Here is a 16783-nt window from a genome sequence, read left to right on the forward strand (position 1 = left end):
GCATCTTTCGTCAAATGCGGCTGAAATGATTTGGATTTGACCGATGCTTTCCAGCGGATAACCATTTTCAGTTCAACCAGCATACCATGTCCGCTGCGCGGCAGACTGACCAGCCGAGTATCCGGTGGAGAAGGCCACGGTAATGTTGTAGCCGCCTGTATAACCGTGCAAATCGAGAATTTCACCAGCGAAATAGAGACCGGCGGTTTTTTTTGAGGCCATCTCTTTCGGTATGATCTCTTTCAATGACACGCCACCTCCTGTGACAAACGCTTCTTCGATGGATAAAGTTCCCGTTGCCATCCAACGGAAAGCTTTGATCTGTTCGGTCCATGACCGGAACAGATCATTGGCCTGAACTGCAAACGATTGGTCCGGATCTATGCCCGAACGTTTCAGGCTTTCAAGTAATAACCGTTCCGGGATCATACCGGATAAGGCATTTTTTACTGCTTTTCGAGGCTGTTCATTCAACATGTCCATGACGGACCCGAAAAGCTCTTCTAAATCCCGGTCGGGAAAACAGTCCAAATCTACAGGGATATGTTTCTTGCCGAACTGCTGCCGAGTTTTGACGACATACTGGCTGCACCGGAGTGCGACAGGACCTGAGAAGCCGAAATGGGTGAAGACCATATCGCCCCGATGGGTTTTGACGTGCTTGAAAGTGTCGGGCTGTAAGACCGTCAGTGAGATATCTCTCATCGATAGTCCCTGGAGTTTCTTTCCTGAGATCAGCGGATCATGGATGCGGATCGGTACTTCAGTCGGAAAAAGCGTTGTGATCGTGTGCCCTGCTTTTTTGGCCCATGCATAACCATCTCCGGTTGAGCCGGTATGAGGTACGGATTTCCCGCCTGCCGCAATGACGAGACTGGTGCAGCCGATGACGGTGCCGTCAGCCAATTCAACAGCCGTGATTTCCGAATGATCCTCACTCAAATGAATATCATGAACTTTTTGATTGGTACGCAGGTCGACACCCAGTTTTCGAAGGTGTCCGACAAGGGCCCGTACGACGTCGATGGCTTTATTGGACACGGGAAACATCCGGCCATGATCTTCTTCTTTTAATGAAATGTTCAATTCATTTTCAAACAGGCGGATAATATCCTCGTTATTGAACGTTGCAAAGGGACTGTACATAAATTTTCCGTTTCCGGGGATATGCCGGATCAGTTCATCTTGCGGTGCCCTGTTTGTCACATTGCACCGTCCCCCCCTGATATAGCAAGTTTCCGTCCCAGTTTTGCGCCTTTTTCCAGAAGGAGCACCTTTGCACCATTACTGGCAGCTGCGTAGGCTGCCATCAATCCGGAAGGTCCTCCGCCAATAATAATTACATCATGTGTCACGTTTCTTCCCACTCCTTGATCCATTCACAACGCTGTGAAGAACATTGTTTGTCTTTTATATTGTATCAGAGATCGTTCAAAGAGCATCATTGAAATTCTCGAAAAATACTGAAAAATAATTAAGAATATGGTGGAAAACGATGATTTTAAAGGATTTATCATGAAATATGTCGTTCAGGTGAACTCACCTCCCAAATAATCGTGTATTTATGAGCAAACGCTGTTTTATTCCCATTTATTCTGTGTTACACTTTGTGTAGATCAAAATTATGAAAGTTACGAAAGGAGGAGATGCACATGTTTCAGGTTTTGAAGAACAAACTCGAAGCAAAACGTGCGGTATGGTCGCAAGAGACGCAGGAGCGAATTGCGGAATACGCTGAATTTGAGAAAAAGTCAGCTCTTATTGAAATGGAAAAAAAGGAAAGTGTTCAAACATTTTTGAATGCTGAAATCGGGAAATATTTAAGGACGGAACATCCAACGTTTCTTTTGAAACCCGATGTTTACCGTGCGGTTCTGAATATGTTGTATTCTCGCTCCGAAGGCACATTCAATGTCAGTCTGACGATGACAAAGGATATGCGGCGTGCGTATTCGTATTATCACAATGAACTGAAATACTTCATTGATATTCTCGAGAAAAAAGGGTTCAAATTTGAAGGGAGGGAACAATTGTTCCTGAACTCATTTCTGACGAAATTGCGTGAAAACAATTTCCGCTACAACCTCGATCAGTACGGTGATTTCCTGCCGGAAAATGCTTCTCTGATCGAGTCATTTGACGCCTACCTTGAGCTGATGGATACGTACGAATATCTGGACAGTGGAAAACTGGACTTTTTTGCAACGTATTTGAATCATAAAGATATTGCGGACTTCACATGGACGAGATCCAAGCTCAAGCGGATGCTGAAGCAGTATTTGAAATCGCATAAACATGAGTTTAAGATGAAGAAAATCGAGCGGAAATTACAGGATATCAGCTGATCCTGACATCGAACCACTCTCGCAGACCGAGGGTGGTTTTCCTTTGCATGAATGTGTAAAATACATGTGAGGGGTGAGCGAATGATACAAAGTAATCGTAAACGTTTATTTATAGGCGCAGGCCGGATGGGAGAAGCGATCATTACGGGCATGATCCAAAGCGGCGTCGCTTCTGAACAGATTACCGCATTGAATGCCGGTAATCAGGATCGTCTCGATCATCTGCATCAAACATATGGGATCCAGACGTCACTTCATCTGCATGAATGCGTCAAAACACATGACACATTGGTGCTCTGCATACCTCCTGAACAAGTGGTTCAGCTGTTGGAAGAGCTTGCACCAGTCATTGAAGATCAGCTGATTGTTTCTGTTGCGGCAGGAGTTGATCCATCCATGATGGCACAAGTACTTCGAGACAAAACGGCGATCAGCTGGATCATGCCGAATACAGCGGCCAAGCTTGGGAAATCGATTTCTCCTTATACGTTAGGAGAGCATCTGTCAAACGCACAGAAAGAAGAAGTGCAGTTCATTGTCAATGCGATCGGTGAAGGGTATGAAACCAGTGAAAACAGGGTACATCAACTCACGGCGATCACGGGAAGTGCGCCTGCTTTCGTTTATGCTTTTGCACAGGGCATGGTAGAGAGAACAAAGGCGGAAGGGCTTACTGAGCATGAAGCAGCCAAATTGGTGGCAGGTATGATGGAAGGTGCTGTTGCGATGCTTGGTGGTGAAGAGTCTGCTGCTAAGTTAATCGATCAAGTGGCCTCACCGGGAGGCTCCACCAGAGAAGGCTTAAACGTCCTTGAGGCAGGAGACTTTCATCAGCTGATAGGTGAAGCGGTCTCTGCAGCCAACCAGCATGCCGCTGCCAATAAATCATAAACTTTTCTGAAGGAGGTGGTCTGATGAAACAAATACACTCATTGCAAACGAACACCCGCGATGAAATGATTGATGTCACAGACGTTGTCCGGAAGGCCGTAAAAGAAGCAGGATGCAGCGAAGGGCATGTAGATCTGTTCTGCATGCACACGACCGCAGGTCTAACCATTAATGAGAATGCTGACCCGGATGTCAAACGCGATATGCTGCGGCGGTTTGACGAGGTGTATCCGTGGGCTATGAAAGCGGACCGGCACATGGAAGGCAATACGGCTGCGCATATGAAAGCATCCACGGTTGGCTCTTCTGAAATGGTACTTGTTCAGAATGGTCAACTCGTTCTTGGCACATGGCAGGGGATCTATTTTTGTGAATTCGATGGGCCGAGAACCAGGAAATTGATGATCCGTGTCAAAAAAGATGTATAACACGAGGTTCTGATGTCTATGGTCCCTTCCTGAAGGAATGTGAATTTGGTATAATAGGGTAATTGACTGAAGAGGGGACATGATGTGGCTCTTCAGTTTCTGAGAGAAGGAGGGTACCAGGTGAAATCAACAGAAAAAAAACCGTTTTTTATGGATTGGTATCTCCTGGTAGGTACTCTCCTGATGGGCATCTTCGGACTGGTGATGATTTACAGCGCAAGTTACGTGCGCGGTTATGATATGTACGGCAACCTGACACACTTTTTTGACCGTCAATTGCAGTGGCTCCTTATATCAGTCATCCTCCTCTCTTTTTTTATGTTTTTTCCTTACCGTCGATTTGCAGGAATGATGAAACTGCTGGTGCTTGGTTCTATGTTCCTCTTAATCCTGGTACTAATCCCGGGAGTGGGCGTTGAAGTGAACCATGCAACCCGGTGGATTGATGTTCCCGGGCTCGGGCGTATACAACCATCGGAATTCGTGAAGCTGGCCTCGATTCTCTACCTGGCGCACGTCTATTCGAGGAAACAGTCGTATATCAATCAGTTCTGGAAAGGGATCTTTCCGCCACTTGTTATTATTGGTGGCTTCTTTTTCCTGATTCTTCAACAACCGGATCTGGGGACTGCAGTATCGATTATAGGTGTAGCTGTGATTATCGCCTTTACGTCAGGGGCCCGTATCATGCACCTGACCGGCCTGGCCGCTGTCGTGATTGTGGTGGTTACATACTATGCACGGTCGGAAGAATACCGGATGAGCCGGATTACCGGATTCATGCGTCCTTTTGAACTGGAACAGACCCAGGGCTTCCAGGTGGTTCAGTCCTATATCGCAATTGCCCACGGCGGATTAACGGGTACGGGTCTCGGTCAAAGTGTTCAAAAATTGTTTTATCTTCCTGAAGCACACACGGATTTCATCCTGGCAATTGTCAGTGAAGAGCTGGGTGTTTTAGGGATTGGTTTTGCTTTACTGGTCATGTTGATTATTATTTCCCGGGGAATCATGATCGGGATCCGTTGCAGGGACTCGTTTGGCAGTCTCCTGGCTTACGGGATCTCATTTCAGCTGGCCATTCAAGTGGTATTCAATGCGGGGGCGGTAAGTGGTCTGTTGCCGATCACGGGCATTCCGTTTCCATTTCTGAGTTACGGTGGATCGTCGTTAATGGTGACGTTCGTCATGATGGGGATCCTCATTAATATCTCACGCAAAATGCAGCAGGATCACTATTTCGCGGAAAGCGGACAGCGGCCGGAAGAAGCTGTATTATCCTTTGAAGAAGAAGACGTAAAACGAACTGATTCTGTCAGGTAAATTGATATAAAGCAGGTGGATGACTGATGCAAGAGCGAAAGACTCCCTTTCAACAATTGGATTTCTGGTTACTGTTTTATTTGTTTCTGTTGATGTGCATCAGTCTGATTGCGATTTACAGTGCATCTTCTGCGGATCAGTATCAAGTAGGTCCGGCACACTTTACACAGTTACAGCTGATCTATTTTGCTATTGGTACGATCGTTATGGTCAGTATGATTGTCATCGATTATGATATGTTTAAGAATTTCTCGATTCCGCTTTACGTTTTGGGGATGATTCTGCTTTTGGCTGTTCACTTCGCCGGTGTGGAAGTGAACAATGCCCAGCGCTGGATTGATCTTCCTGTGGTCGGGCGATTTCAACCTTCGGAATTTGTGAAGGTCTTCGTGATCATAACCCTGGCTCATTTACTGTCCCAGATCACCAGAGTGCAGAATACGAAAAGTTTCCGTTCAGATATTGGTGTCGTGGCAAAGATTCTAGGGGTTGGGCTGCCGCCGTTTCTTTTGATACTGGTTCAGCCCGACCTGGGTACCGCCCTTGTGGTCGCGGCGGTCATCTTCATTATGATCGTCATGGCCGGCGTCACGTTTCGCATGATCTCACTGCTTTTGGGGCTTGCAGGTGGATTCATCGCATTCTTGGTCTTCCTCCACAATTATTTTTATGACTTCTTCACGACGCATGTATTCAGGCCGCATCAGATGTCCAGGATTTATGCATGGCTTGACCCGAATGCGGATGTGAGTGGCGAGGCCTATCAGCTGGACCAGGCCATGCAGGGGATTGGTGCAGGACGATTGTATGGTTCAGGGTTTACAGAGGGCGTGAAGACGCAGTCCGGACAGATCCCGGAGTTACATACCGATTTCATTTTCACCGTCATTGGTGAAGAGTTCGGCTTTGTCGGTGCAACCGTGCTGATTGTGGTGTATTTCCTGCTTTTATACCGGATGATTATCATTGCATTTACCTGTAATAATGCGTTTGGAACCTATATTGTGGCCGGTGTTGTCGGACTCTTGTCCTTCCAAATCTTTCAGAACATCGGGATGACGATCGGGCTTGTTCCGATCACAGGACTGGCTTTACCGTTTGTAAGCTACGGGGGAAGTGCATTAATCACGAACATGATGGCTGTCGGGTTGGTGCTGAATGTGAATATACGAACCAGACATTATATGTTTGGTGAAGAGGAAGATTATGAATAATTGCAGGTGATCCGCTATGAGAGTCGATAAGTTATTGTCACATTTGGGATACGGTTCACGAAAAGATGTGAAATATCTGTTGAAGAAAGGCCTGTTCAGCGTAAATGGACAAACCGTCAAAGAGGGAAAGGTTCATGTCAATCCGGAAGAGGATGAACTGGTGCTTTCCGGAGAGCCTCTTCATTACAGGCCCTATATCTATCTGATGATGAATAAACCGCCTGGCGTTCTCTCAGCAACAGAGGATCAGTCACAGTCAACGGTAGTGGATCTTTTGACAGATGAGGACAAACTGTTTGAGCCGTTCCCGGTGGGCAGGCTGGATAAAGACACGACCGGGTTGCTTTTATTAACCAACGACGGGAAGTGGGCCCACAGTATTTCATCACCAAAACGTAAAGTTGAAAAAACCTATCAAGTGCAACTGGCCGAACCGGTTACAGAAACGATGATCAATGCGTTGGAGTCCGGTGTCATACTTGACGACGGGTATCAGACCTTACCGGGTAAAGTGGTTATCCCTGATGCCGATTCGTCACTTCACAAGGTGCACCTGAGCATTCAGGAAGGGAAGTACCACCAGGTCAAGCGGATGTTTGCGGCAGTGGGAAACCATGTCAGACAATTGAAGCGAATTGAAATCGGAAATGTTACCTTGGACCCGACGCTTCAACAGGGCGAATACCGGGAATTGTCAGCTGAAGAAATCTTCTTGTCAGGACAGGTATCTGAGCAATAAGTGAAACGTACGGTATAGAAAAGAAGCCTGACCGTGGTGAGACACGGTCAGGCTTCTCTGGTTCATAAGGTGATCATGATGAGCGTTTCACTTTTTTGTTTGTAACGGTCCACAATCCCCGTTCCGGGGATTCGACTAATTCATTGTAATGGAGGATGTTCAAATCACGTTGAATGGTTCGTTCGGTGGTGCCGAATTCCTCTACGAGTTCCTGTGTCGTAACGGTCTCATGTTTTTGAATAAAGAGATACATCGATTTAATTCTCGTCAACATTCGGTCAGTTGGCGTACTCAAACAAACCACTCCTTTGTAGGATCACTGAATTGAATGCTTCATTGAGATGATAGCGTTGGTAAAGGCTCATAACCATAAGTCTGTCCGATTTGAAAAGGAAGCGATTGATCAGACGCAGGTTCTTTGCCTGATGCAACTGATGAATGCAAACACGCATCACCATATTGAGATCCAATACTTACTCCTCCTTTTCGTCATTCTACCTTAAAAACCCAATATGGTAAAGAAGAAGGGGATCACCTCAACCGCGTGTTCGTCATGTAAAAGGCGCCAAAGACTTTTGTTTTTTTGAAATGGAGCGTATACTGTAAGTTGGTAAAGGTCAGATGACAATATGAGGAATTGAAAGCAGGGAATTTGTATGAGCGAGCGACGGATGTTTTTTAATATGAAAATGTTTTATTTTTTTGCTTACTTCGGTTTCGGGAGCCTGTTCCCGCTGTTAAGTGTTTATTTACAGGAAGAAGTCGGTTTGAGAGGCTCTCAGATCGGCGTGATTACGTCCATTGGACCGATTGTCATGATTCTTGTACAGCCTATCTGGGGGATGCTCAGTGACGTGACGAAGAAGCCTCGGCTTCTGTTAACGTTCTCCGTGATTGGAGCCGGGGCTGTCGGTTTCAGTTACATATTTACCGATAACTATGCTGTCCTGGTTGCCGTTGCAGCCGGTGTGGCGGTCTTTCAAAGTGCAATGATTCCATTATCCGACAGCATGGCAATGAGTTACGTCCGTCAGCACGGAGGAGACTACGGTTCGATCCGGATGTGGGGCGCCGCAGGCTTCGCGATCGCGGTCTGGCTGATGGGGACATTATCTGACCTGTATGGGATGCAGGTGATATTTTACGGGTTCTTCATCGTCCTGCTGATCAGTGGTTATTTTGCCATCGGGATGCCGAAAGAGACGGAAACCACAAAGGTCGACTTAAAGAATGGATTGAAAAAGTTAACGAAGATTCCGGAGTTTATGATCTTTCTGATTGTGACCTTCCTGGTATTCGGTCCGATCATGGCGAACAATTTTTACTTTGGTCTCCTGATTCAATTTGCCGGGGGGACTTTGGCTGGAGTCGGTCTCGCATTCCTGCTTGCTGCGGGCAGTGAAATCCCGTTCATGCGCGTTGCCGGGACCTGGATCAGTCGGATTGGTATTCTGGGTGTCTTATTGATTGCTGCAGGGGCTTCTGCCGTCAGGTGGCTGTATTATGGATCGGGACCGAGTCATGAGTGGATTTATGTGACAACGATCATTCAGGGGCTGAGCATCGGATTGTTTGTTCCGGCTGCCCTGCAGTACGTGAGTGACCTTGCACCTCCGGAGGTCAAGGTGACGGCGGTTGCAATTTATTCCGCAATGGGCAATGGCGTCGGTGCCTGGTTTTTCAGCATCAGTGCCGGTATGATCATGGAATGGTATTCGATCATCTCCGTCTATGTCTTCTATGGGATCATGACCGGGTGCGGGGCGTTGTTAACACTATGGATGCTTTATCGTCAGAAAAAGTACGGTAAACCATCTGTTGAAGGCCCGGTTGAACTGAATGTAAAGGAAAATTGAATGAACTGAACATAAAAAGTGCCGGAGCGGTGAGACAATTCGCTTCGGCACTTTTCACTCAGTCTCTGTCAAATGCAAACAGATCGGTGGACAGGTATCTCTCACCTGTATCACAAGCGATGGCTACGACGACTTCGCCAGGCTTCAACCGTTTGGCTACTTGAAGCGCAGCATAACATGCGGCTCCGGACGATGGACCAACAAGAATTCCTTCTTCCCTGGCCAGACGGTGTGTGATGTCATAAGCATCTTCATCGGAAATACAGAAAATCTCGTTATAAACGTCCTGATTCAGGATGGATGGAATAAACCCGGGGCTGGTTCCTACCAGTTTATGCGGACCAGGCTTTCCTCCGGATAAGACCGGTGACCCTTTCGGTTCAACCACATGAACCGTAGCTTCCGGGTAGTGTTTTTTAAGTACTTCTCCGGTTCCTGTTACGGTGCCCCCTGTTCCTGACGTAGCTACGAAGGCGGAAAGGTCCTTGCCAATTGTATCCATACATTCGATAATCTCAAGCGCAGTGCTTTCCCGGTGAGCGTCCGGGTTGGCATTGTTTTCAAACTGCATCGGCATGAAACTGTCCGGCGTATTTTTAACAATTTCATGGGCCCGTTCAATGGCGCCGGGCATTTTTTTATCTCCAGGCGTCAACTCTACTTTTGCTCCGTATGCTTTCAGTAAATTGATTCGTTCCTGGCTCATGGTATCCGGCATCACAAGAATCGACTGGTACCCTTTTGCGGCAGCGGCCATGGCCAGTCCAATCCCCGTGTTACCGGACGTGGGTTCCACGATAATGGACTTTTCATTCAGTAATCCCTTTTTTTTCAGCTTCAATGATCATATTGGAAGCGGCGCGGTCTTTGACACTGCCGCTCGGATTCATGAACTCGAGCTTCAAATAGACATCGGCACTGTCTTGGTCAGTCAGCCGGTTTAATTTCACAAGAGGCGTGTCACCAATCAGTTCTGCTACATTGTTTACGACTTTCATTTCCCTCACCCTTTCAGTATGATAAAGATATCAAGGTTTATAATCCCGATTTTTCGTGTCGGATTAAAATCAGTTTATCATAGAACGATCGAAAAGAGAAAGGGTGTGCTGGAGATGGAACCTCACTATTTTATCGGTATCCCCTTACATGAGGATCTTCAACAAGAAACTGTAACATGGCATCGAAGATTGCAGGCAGACGAGCTCTTTAAACGCGTCACTCATCCGGAAGATCTCCATTTGACGCTGTTGTTTTTCGGTGGATTCTCACCAATGCATGTTGAAAGAATCTGGGAAAGAATGAAACAGGCTGTACTGCCAATCCCGTTAGCATTAACGTTTCGGAGGTTGAATCACTTTGGGGACGCCATTCAGCCCCGAGTGGTATACGTTGAACCGGACCATCAGGAAGCACTCTTTGAACTAAAGCGGATCATCGATCAGGAAGCTGAAAAGGAAAATTTTCCAGTATCGTCGAAAGTCTTCACTCCCCATGTTACAATAATGAAAAAGTGGAAGAACAGAGAAGTAACGATGCCGGATTGCCATCTGTTTCCGCAAGAGTTAGCTTCTCCAGTTGCGGTGTTGGCAGACCGGATTTGCCTGTACCGCATTCATCCCGATCAAAAACCATCGTATGAAATCGTGGATGAGATCAGAGAAAGCAGGTGACAACAATGGCTCAGCTGATTAAATTATCCGATTATGTATCAAGGTACGAAATTGATATCTACCGTTATCCGAGCCGGTATGTCCGTTTGAAAAAGGAACGCTGGCAGCGGCTGAAACTGGATTGGGAAGCGAGAAAAAAGAGGGAACAAATGCCGTTGTGGCATTCACCATCCCATTTTGAAGTGTCGCAAATCAAACAGAAATTCAACACCTGGAGACGCCAATTCACGAAGAAGGAAGATGAAGATGTGACGGATCTGCCATTTGACGAGCAACAGGATCAATCCTTCGATGACCTGAAAAGAGCGTTCAGAGACGAATTATTCCGTTTTCAAATGAATTGGGCCAGCTCGACAATTTCAGAAATATCGCGGGTGAAAAAGAGTTATTATTATGACGGTTTTTTGCGTTTTTTGGCTCAGGAACTGCCAGACACAGTTTTTGTGATGTATCAGCCGGTCTGTTATCTGAAGAAGGCTCCGGTCGATATGGATGTTATTTTAATTACGCCTTTTGAGATCTGGCTGATCCGTCATCTAAAAGGAAATGATCAAACGATATTCGACCGGGAATCAGATCGCAGATGGGAAAAGCGGGTGAATGATCAAAGAGTGTCTTTCATGAGTCCTCTGATGGATCTGAAGAGAAGCAGACAAGTAATTGAACATCTGCTTGACGAACTGGATACCGATATACCAATCCGTCAGGCAGTGATCTCCATGGATGGTTATATCGACATGAGTCCAAGAAGTACCAGAATCAAACTGTATGACCGGCGTACCCTTCATGAATTTAAGGAGCAGATGTTAAAAAGCACCGCACCGATTAAATCACATCAGCTTAAAATGGCGGATATTCTTCTCGCCAACAGCATGACACTTTCTGAAATACGTGAGGATCTGGAGATGGACGAAACCGACCTGCTTGATGACGAAACTGATTTCCGTTATGATTGATTACTGTGTGAAGTATATTGTAACGGGAGATTAGATGAGGATGGATAACGGGAAATACAAAGTCATTCGTATCAGACGGACATCTGACTGGTATGGTGAATCAGGATACGAGGCATGGACTGAGGACACAGACGCGGGGCCTTTCTATGCATCCAGCGTAAGAGAGTTGACGGCGGATCTGAGGAAAACGTGTGTTGTTGAAGCCTCTGTGCACTGGCAAATTGAGCCTGCCGTAACCATCCAGGAAAAGGATGCCGTCAATCGTACTTTGAAGTCATGGTACAATGACATACAAAAGACCCCCTGACAGCTAAGCAGTCAGGGGGTCTTTGATGTGTGCAGCTTACAACTTCCAAATGCCTGTAGCATATTCACGAATGGTCCGGTCACTGGAGAATTTACCGGAATGAGCAATGTTGGTGGCGCTCATCCGTTGCCAGTCCCGCTGATGCCGATACGATCTCTCGATCAGCTCATGGGTTTCCAGATACGGCACAAAATCTTTTAAAACAAAGTACGGATCATTGTGCGACATGATGTTGTAGAAAAGATCCTTAAACTCAATCTCTTCTTTTCCAAAAATGCCTCCGTTTAACTGATCGAGAATCCGTTTAATACGAGGGTCTGAGTGATAAATTTCCTGTGCATTATACCCGCCGTTCGCATAATAGTCGTGCACTTCATCGGATGTGAGACCGAAGATAAAGATGTTATCATCCCCGACAAAGTCGCGAATCTCTATGTTGGCGCCATCCAGGGTTCCGCATGTGATGGCTCCGTTCATCATCATCTTCATGTTTCCGGTTCCAGATGCTTCTTTGGACGCGGTGGAAATCTGTTCACTGACTTCGGCTGCCGGAATGATTTTCTCAGCAAGGCTGACGTTGTAGTTCTCCAGGAAAACAACTTTGAGCTTCCCTTTAATATCCGGATCGAAGTTGACAACAGATGCGACGTGATGAATGAGCTTGATCACTTCTTTTGCCAGGTGATAGCTCGGTGCAGCCTTGGCTGCAAAAATAAACGTCCGGGGTGTCATATCCATATTCGGATTATCTTTCAGCTCATTATATAGGTAAATGATATGGAAGATGTTCATCAATTGACGTTTGTATTCATGCAGTCGTTTGATTTGAACGTCAAAGATTGATCCGGTATCCACTTTTAATCCCTGTGTTTCGTAAATGTATTTCGCCAACAGTTCCTTGCTGTGCTGCTTGCACTGGCGCATATCATCCAGAAACGGCTTGTCATTTGTATAGCGGAGCAAAGAAATAAGTTTATGTGGTTCATGGATCCATTGTGGTCCGATAGCGTCGGTAATTTTATCGGACAGGCACGGATTCACTTGTAAGAGCCAGCGGCGATGGGTAATGCCATTCGTTTTGTTATTGAATTTCTCAGGATACAGGGAATAGAAATTTTTCATTTCCTTTTGCTTGAGTATTTCAGTATGAAGTTTTGCCACCCCATTCACGCTGAAACTACCCACGATCGCCAGATGGGCCATGTGGATCTGACCATTCGAAATAATCGCCATGTCTTTAATGTGCGGACGCAATTCTTCGTGATCGTAATACAGCCCAATACAAAAACGTTCGTTGATTTCATGAATGATCATATAGATACGAGGCAGAAGGTTCCGGATCATGTCTTCCGGCCATTTCTCCAAGGCTTCACTCAATGTCGTGTGGTTTGTATAGGCCATGACGTGGCGGGTTACGTCCCATGCATCATCCCATGGATAGCCCTCTTCGTCCATCAAGACACGCATCAGTTCCGGCACACCCAGGGATGGATGTGTATCGTTGATCTGTATGGTGATATAATCCGCCAACTTTGAAAGAGGCAGCCCGTGATCATCACGGAATTTATTGATAATATTTTTGATGGTTGCTGAAACGAGGAAATACTGCTGTTTCAGACGTAATTCCTTGCCTTCATAGGTGGAGTCATCGGGATAGAGAAAGCCGGATATCTGCTCGATAGAGTGTACGTGCTCCAGGTGATGATAATACTGCGCGCCTGCACCGGCATGGATCGAGCGGTCATACGGTGAGATTTCTGCACTCCAAAGACGAAGGGTGTTCACCACCTCATTCTGATAGCCAATCACCGGCACATCATAAGGAACCGCAGTGACTTTATCAGTATCTACATATTGTATTTCAAGTGATCCGTCCCGACGGGTATGTTCAATCACCCGCCCACCAAATTGGACTTCGACAGACTCATCGGGTTTACGGGTTTCCCAAGGGTATTCATTTTTCAACCAGTAGTCAGGCAATTCAACTTGGTTGCCATGAATGATCCGTTGTTCAAAGAGGCCATAGCGATACCTGATACCGGCACCGTGACCTGCGTAACCAAGTGACGCGATGGAATCCAAAAAACAGGCAGCGAGGCGGCCCAGGCCTCCGTTACCGAGAGCGGCGTCATGTTCCTGATTATAAACTTTATCGGGATTGAACCCCATTTCCTGAATGGATTCATTGGCGACATCGAGCAGTCCGCAATTTAACAGATTGCTTTCAATCAGCCGGCCAATCAGGAATTCCATGGACAGGTAATACACCTGCTTATTGCGATTTTTGGTGTATTCTTTTTGCGTTTCGAGCCAATCGGGCATGACATTATCTTGCACAATGGAAGCGATGACGAAATATAAATCGTTCTCAGTCGCTTCTTCCATCGTTTTGCTGCGCTTTCGTCTGAGCTTATCTTCGATCAGTTTGATAAACTCAGCTTTTGTATACTGTTGCAATGCGGTCACTCTCCTTTGGTTTTTGCGGGCGTGAGTTCATCATACAATCTGGCATAAGCTGTGGCTGAATCTTTCCAGCTGAACTTACTTTTGTTAACATTTTTTAATAATGTCTGCCATTGTTTCGGGTCATGATAGATCTTCAGTGAATATTCCATCTGCTGCAACAGCTCATGAGCGTTGTAGTTTTCAAAACTGAAGCCGTTCCCGGTGCCGTCGAATTCATTGAACGCATGAACGGTGTCTTTCAAACCACCGGTTTCCCGGACGATCGGAACGGTTTTGTACTGCAGACTGATCAGCTGTGAAAGTCCACATGGCTCAAATTTCGATGGCATGATAAAGAAATCTGCTGCGGCATAAAGCTGACGGGCCAGTCCTTCATCAAATTTGAGCAGTGTAGCCATTTTATCAGAGAAATTCTGGGCAAACCAGGAGAATGAAGACTCAAATTCGTATTCGCCTGTACCGAGAATAACCACCTGTACATCGTTTTGCAGGAAATCATGAAGGATGTGTTCAACCAGATGAAAACCTTTCTGTTCCACAAATCGGGAAATGGCAATGTAAACTGGAACATCCCCATTGACAGGGAGACCGATGGCTTCCTGCAGGGCTTTTTTGTTCTCTTTCTTTTTGGCTCTTGATGTCTGGTAGTTGGCGTGGATATGCGGATCTTTCATCGGGTTATAATCATCGGTATTGATCCCGTTTATAATCCCGCTCAGGTCACCGGCACGCTCCCTGAGTAAACTGTCGAGGCCTTCCCCGTAGTAGGGGTCCTTAATTTCTTCGGCGTAGCTTGGGCTGACTGTCGTGATTTTGTCCGCATGGAAGATGCCACTCTTCATGCAATTGATCATACCATTCCATTCAAATCCGGCAAAGTGTTCACGGGGGAGTATGAATAAATCATCAAAGGCTTCAAATTGCAGCATCCCCTGATATTTGATGTTATGAATCGTAAAGACGGTCTTCATCCCCTTGATCGGCTGAAGAATATTGGCGAAGGCGACGGTGAGACCAGCCTGCCAGTCGTGAGCATGAAGAATCTCCGGTGTGAAATCAAGATACTTGAGGCTTTCCATGACGGCCATGGAATAGAACACAAAACGCTCACCGTCGTCGTAATAGCCGTAGACGCCCTGCCGTTCAAAATAGTGATGATTCTCGATGAAGTAAAACGTAATGCCATCGTGTTTGAGTTTGAACAGCTTGGCTCCTTGATTTCGCCAGCCGATTTGTACAGGAAATGACGCAATTTCCGTCATTTGTTCATGCCATTTGGCCGGGATGGTTCCGTATTTCGGCAGGATCACCCGAACGTCAGCCTGTTCCTCGTTAACAAGTGCTTGAGGCAGAGACCCGATGACATCCGCGAGTCCTCCAGTTTTGATGAACGGTGTACATTCGGATGCGGTGTAAAGAATTTTTTTCATAATCGAATCCCTTCTCCTTTCAATAATGAGACATCAGCTGAACGGTTGCGATCAGACACGCTGACGTTTGGCGACAACATAAGGTTTGCCTTTGGAACCGATAAGCTGCTGTCCGGCAGAGACGTGTACGTCTTTGTCGAGTATCACATTTTCGAGGTGGACATTATCCTCAATGACGCAGCGCTGCATAATGATCGAATTCTTCACGGTTGCTGAGGGTGCCACTTTCACACCGCGAAAGAGCACGCTGTTATCAACTTTCCCCTGGATGACACAGCCGTTTGAGACCATGGATTTCGTAACGGCACTGCCGTTGATATACTTGGCCGGCGGTTCATTACTCAGTTTTGTTTTCACAAGCTGGTTCTTAAAGAAGACGGATTTGTACATTTCAGGATTCAGTAAGCCTAGATTGTGTTTATAGTAGCTCTGAATCGAGTTGACAAACATACCAGGACCATTCATGTCGAAATTCTGAATCTTCAGATCCGGGAGTTTTCCGCGGATGCCATCGAGAAAGAAATTGTCTTTGTGGTAAGCAATGCAGTAATCCACCATCTTTAACAGCACATCTTTTTTAATGATGTACATGTTCGTGAACACCGTTGGATTTGCCGGGTCACTGGAAAAACCTTTGACCACACCGTCATCATCTTGTTCAATGCGAAGCAGCTTGCTATGCTCATCATCCGGTTCAGTCACTTGTGTGGACAGAACCGTGACATCTGCCCCTGTCGCCAAATGCTCTTCATAGGCTTTTGAGACGGGTGAGTTTGCCAGATATTGACTCCCGGAAATCAGTACATGATCGGCTTTTGAGCGATGGAAGAAGTCCCGGTTGTTGTGAAAATGCCTTAAGTCCCCGCGGGAAATATCCGTCGGGTCGTTCCAGTCGGGCGGCAGGATAAACACACCGCCATGTCTTCTGGCCAGTTCCCATTCTGCACCGGTCTTAATGTGGTCCATCAAAGCCCTGTATTTATGATTCGTGAAAATCGCCACTTCTTCCACGCCTGAATTGACCATGTTCGATAAGGTGAAATCGATCATCCGGTAACGACCGGCAAACGGTGTTGCTGCGCCGCAACGGAAGTAAGTCAGCTCTTCGAGGAAATCATGTTCATTGTCGAGGTTGATGAGTCCGAGTAAAGGTTCCAT

The 16783-nt window shown here is 46.4% G+C and carries 14 protein-coding genes and 2 pseudogenes; 10 read left to right on the plus strand and 6 right to left on the minus strand.

From position 1 onward, the window contains the following. Positions 1–72: 72 nt before the first annotated feature. Positions 73–1355 (minus strand): annotated as a pseudogene (locus tag BBEV_RS03670) (NAD(P)/FAD-dependent oxidoreductase). 297 nt (positions 1356–1652) lie between these two features. Here BBEV_RS03670 and BBEV_RS03675 point away from each other — a divergent pair. The 6 genes from BBEV_RS03675 to BBEV_RS03700 all read left to right on the plus strand — a co-directional run bounded on the left by BBEV_RS03675 (position 1653) and on the right by BBEV_RS03700 (position 6940). Further along, positions 1653–2345, plus strand: coding sequence for a hypothetical protein (locus BBEV_RS03675; protein ID WP_069364226.1), 693 nt, complete (start codon positions 1653–1655; stop codon positions 2343–2345). Positions 2346–2426: 81 nt separating this feature from the next. Then, positions 2427–3236, plus strand: coding sequence for a pyrroline-5-carboxylate reductase (gene proC / locus BBEV_RS03680; RefSeq protein ID WP_069364227.1), 810 nt, complete (start codon positions 2427–2429; stop codon positions 3234–3236). 23 nt (positions 3237–3259) lie between these two features. Then, entirely contained in the window at positions 3260–3664 is a 405-nt protein-coding gene (locus BBEV_RS03685) for a secondary thiamine-phosphate synthase enzyme YjbQ (protein WP_069364228.1), read from the plus strand. A 120-nt stretch (positions 3665–3784) separates the two neighbouring features. Further along, positions 3785–4987, plus strand: a complete 1203-nt coding sequence (gene ftsW, locus BBEV_RS03690) for a putative lipid II flippase FtsW (protein ID WP_084007205.1) — start codon at positions 3785–3787, stop codon at positions 4985–4987. 26 nt (positions 4988–5013) lie between these two features. Beyond that, complete coding sequence (gene rodA, locus BBEV_RS03695) at positions 5014–6201, plus strand: rod shape-determining protein RodA (protein WP_069364229.1); 1188 nt, start codon at positions 5014–5016, stop codon at positions 6199–6201. A 16-nt stretch (positions 6202–6217) separates the two neighbouring features. Continuing rightward, a complete protein-coding gene (locus BBEV_RS03700; RefSeq protein ID WP_069364230.1) occupies positions 6218–6940 on the plus strand; it encodes a pseudouridine synthase in 723 nt (240 codons plus the stop codon). A 73-nt stretch (positions 6941–7013) separates the two neighbouring features. On the opposite strand, the gene BBEV_RS03705 is transcribed toward BBEV_RS03700, so the two are convergent. Continuing rightward, on the minus strand, positions 7014–7214 hold the full coding sequence (locus BBEV_RS03705; RefSeq protein WP_069364231.1) for a DeoR family transcriptional regulator: 201 nt from the start codon (positions 7212–7214) through the stop codon (positions 7014–7016). 382 nt (positions 7215–7596) lie between these two features. Here BBEV_RS03705 and BBEV_RS03715 point away from each other — a divergent pair, with 382 nt between their 5' ends. Next, on the plus strand, positions 7597–8796 hold the full coding sequence (locus BBEV_RS03715; protein WP_069364233.1) for an MFS transporter: 1200 nt from the start codon (positions 7597–7599) through the stop codon (positions 8794–8796). 58 nt (positions 8797–8854) lie between these two features. Here BBEV_RS03715 and cysK read toward each other — a convergent pair. Then, a pseudogene (gene cysK / locus BBEV_RS03720) lies at positions 8855–9794 on the minus strand (cysteine synthase A). 114 nt (positions 9795–9908) lie between these two features. Between cysK and thpR the strand changes: the two are divergent. Genes thpR through BBEV_RS03735 form a run of 3 tightly spaced genes read left to right on the plus strand, consistent with a single transcriptional unit; the run spans position 9909 to position 11729 of the window. Then, positions 9909–10466 (plus strand): RNA 2',3'-cyclic phosphodiesterase, encoded by a 558-nt coding sequence (gene thpR / locus BBEV_RS03725; RefSeq protein ID WP_069364234.1) that lies wholly within the window; start codon positions 9909–9911, stop codon positions 10464–10466. Between the two features lie 5 nt (positions 10467–10471). Continuing rightward, positions 10472–11422, plus strand: a complete 951-nt coding sequence (locus tag BBEV_RS03730; protein ID WP_069364235.1) for a nuclease-related domain-containing protein — start codon at positions 10472–10474, stop codon at positions 11420–11422. A 40-nt stretch (positions 11423–11462) separates the two neighbouring features. Continuing rightward, positions 11463–11729, plus strand: a complete 267-nt coding sequence (locus BBEV_RS03735) for a hypothetical protein (protein WP_069364236.1) — start codon at positions 11463–11465, stop codon at positions 11727–11729. Between the two features lie 36 nt (positions 11730–11765). On the opposite strand, the gene BBEV_RS03740 is transcribed toward BBEV_RS03735, so the two are convergent. The 3 genes from BBEV_RS03740 to glgD are packed head-to-tail and all read right to left on the minus strand — an operon-like array spanning position 11766 to position 16783. Continuing rightward, positions 11766–14186, minus strand: coding sequence for a glycogen/starch/alpha-glucan phosphorylase (locus tag BBEV_RS03740; protein WP_069364237.1), 2421 nt, complete (start codon positions 14184–14186; stop codon positions 11766–11768). A gap of 5 nt (positions 14187–14191) precedes the next feature. Continuing rightward, positions 14192–15625 carry a glycogen synthase GlgA gene (gene glgA / locus BBEV_RS03745; protein WP_069364238.1) on the minus strand — a complete coding sequence of 478 codons (1434 nt, stop codon included), beginning with the start codon at positions 15623–15625 and terminating at the stop codon, positions 14192–14194. A gap of 51 nt (positions 15626–15676) precedes the next feature. Continuing rightward, positions 15677–16783, minus strand: coding sequence for a glucose-1-phosphate adenylyltransferase subunit GlgD (gene glgD, locus BBEV_RS03750; RefSeq protein ID WP_069364239.1), 1107 nt, complete (start codon positions 16781–16783; stop codon positions 15677–15679).

This window comes from Salisediminibacterium beveridgei (genome assembly GCF_001721685.1).
GTDB classification, from domain to species: Bacteria; Bacillota; Bacilli; order Bacillales; family Salisediminibacteriaceae; genus Salisediminibacterium; species Salisediminibacterium beveridgei.

Bases quoted from the DNA above. Each gene is read 5' to 3' on its own strand.
- BBEV_RS03675 (WP_069364226.1), top strand. From the start codon at position 1,653: ATGTTTCAGGTTTTGAAGAACAAACTCGAAGCAAAACGTGCGGTATGG.
- proC (WP_069364227.1), top strand. From the start codon at position 2,427: ATGATACAAAGTAATCGTAAACGTTTATTTATAGGCGCAGGCCGGATG.
- BBEV_RS03685 (WP_069364228.1), top strand. From the start codon at position 3,260: ATGAAACAAATACACTCATTGCAAACGAACACCCGCGATGAAATGATT.
- rodA (WP_069364229.1), top strand. From the start codon at position 5,014: ATGCAAGAGCGAAAGACTCCCTTTCAACAATTGGATTTCTGGTTACTG.
- BBEV_RS03700 (WP_069364230.1), top strand. From the start codon at position 6,218: ATGAGAGTCGATAAGTTATTGTCACATTTGGGATACGGTTCACGAAAA.
- BBEV_RS03705 (WP_069364231.1), bottom strand. From the start codon at position 7,214: ATGTTGACGAGAATTAAATCGATGTATCTCTTTATTCAAAAACATGAG.
- BBEV_RS03715 (WP_069364233.1), top strand. From the start codon at position 7,597: ATGAGCGAGCGACGGATGTTTTTTAATATGAAAATGTTTTATTTTTTT.
- thpR (WP_069364234.1), top strand. From the start codon at position 9,909: ATGGAACCTCACTATTTTATCGGTATCCCCTTACATGAGGATCTTCAA.
- BBEV_RS03730 (WP_069364235.1), top strand. From the start codon at position 10,472: ATGGCTCAGCTGATTAAATTATCCGATTATGTATCAAGGTACGAAATT.
- BBEV_RS03735 (WP_069364236.1), top strand. From the start codon at position 11,463: ATGGATAACGGGAAATACAAAGTCATTCGTATCAGACGGACATCTGAC.
- glgA (WP_069364238.1), bottom strand. From the start codon at position 15,625: ATGAAAAAAATTCTTTACACCGCATCCGAATGTACACCGTTCATCAAA.
- glgD (WP_069364239.1), bottom strand. From the start codon at position 16,783: ATGGAACCTTTACTCGGACTCATCAACCTCGACAATGAACATGATTTC.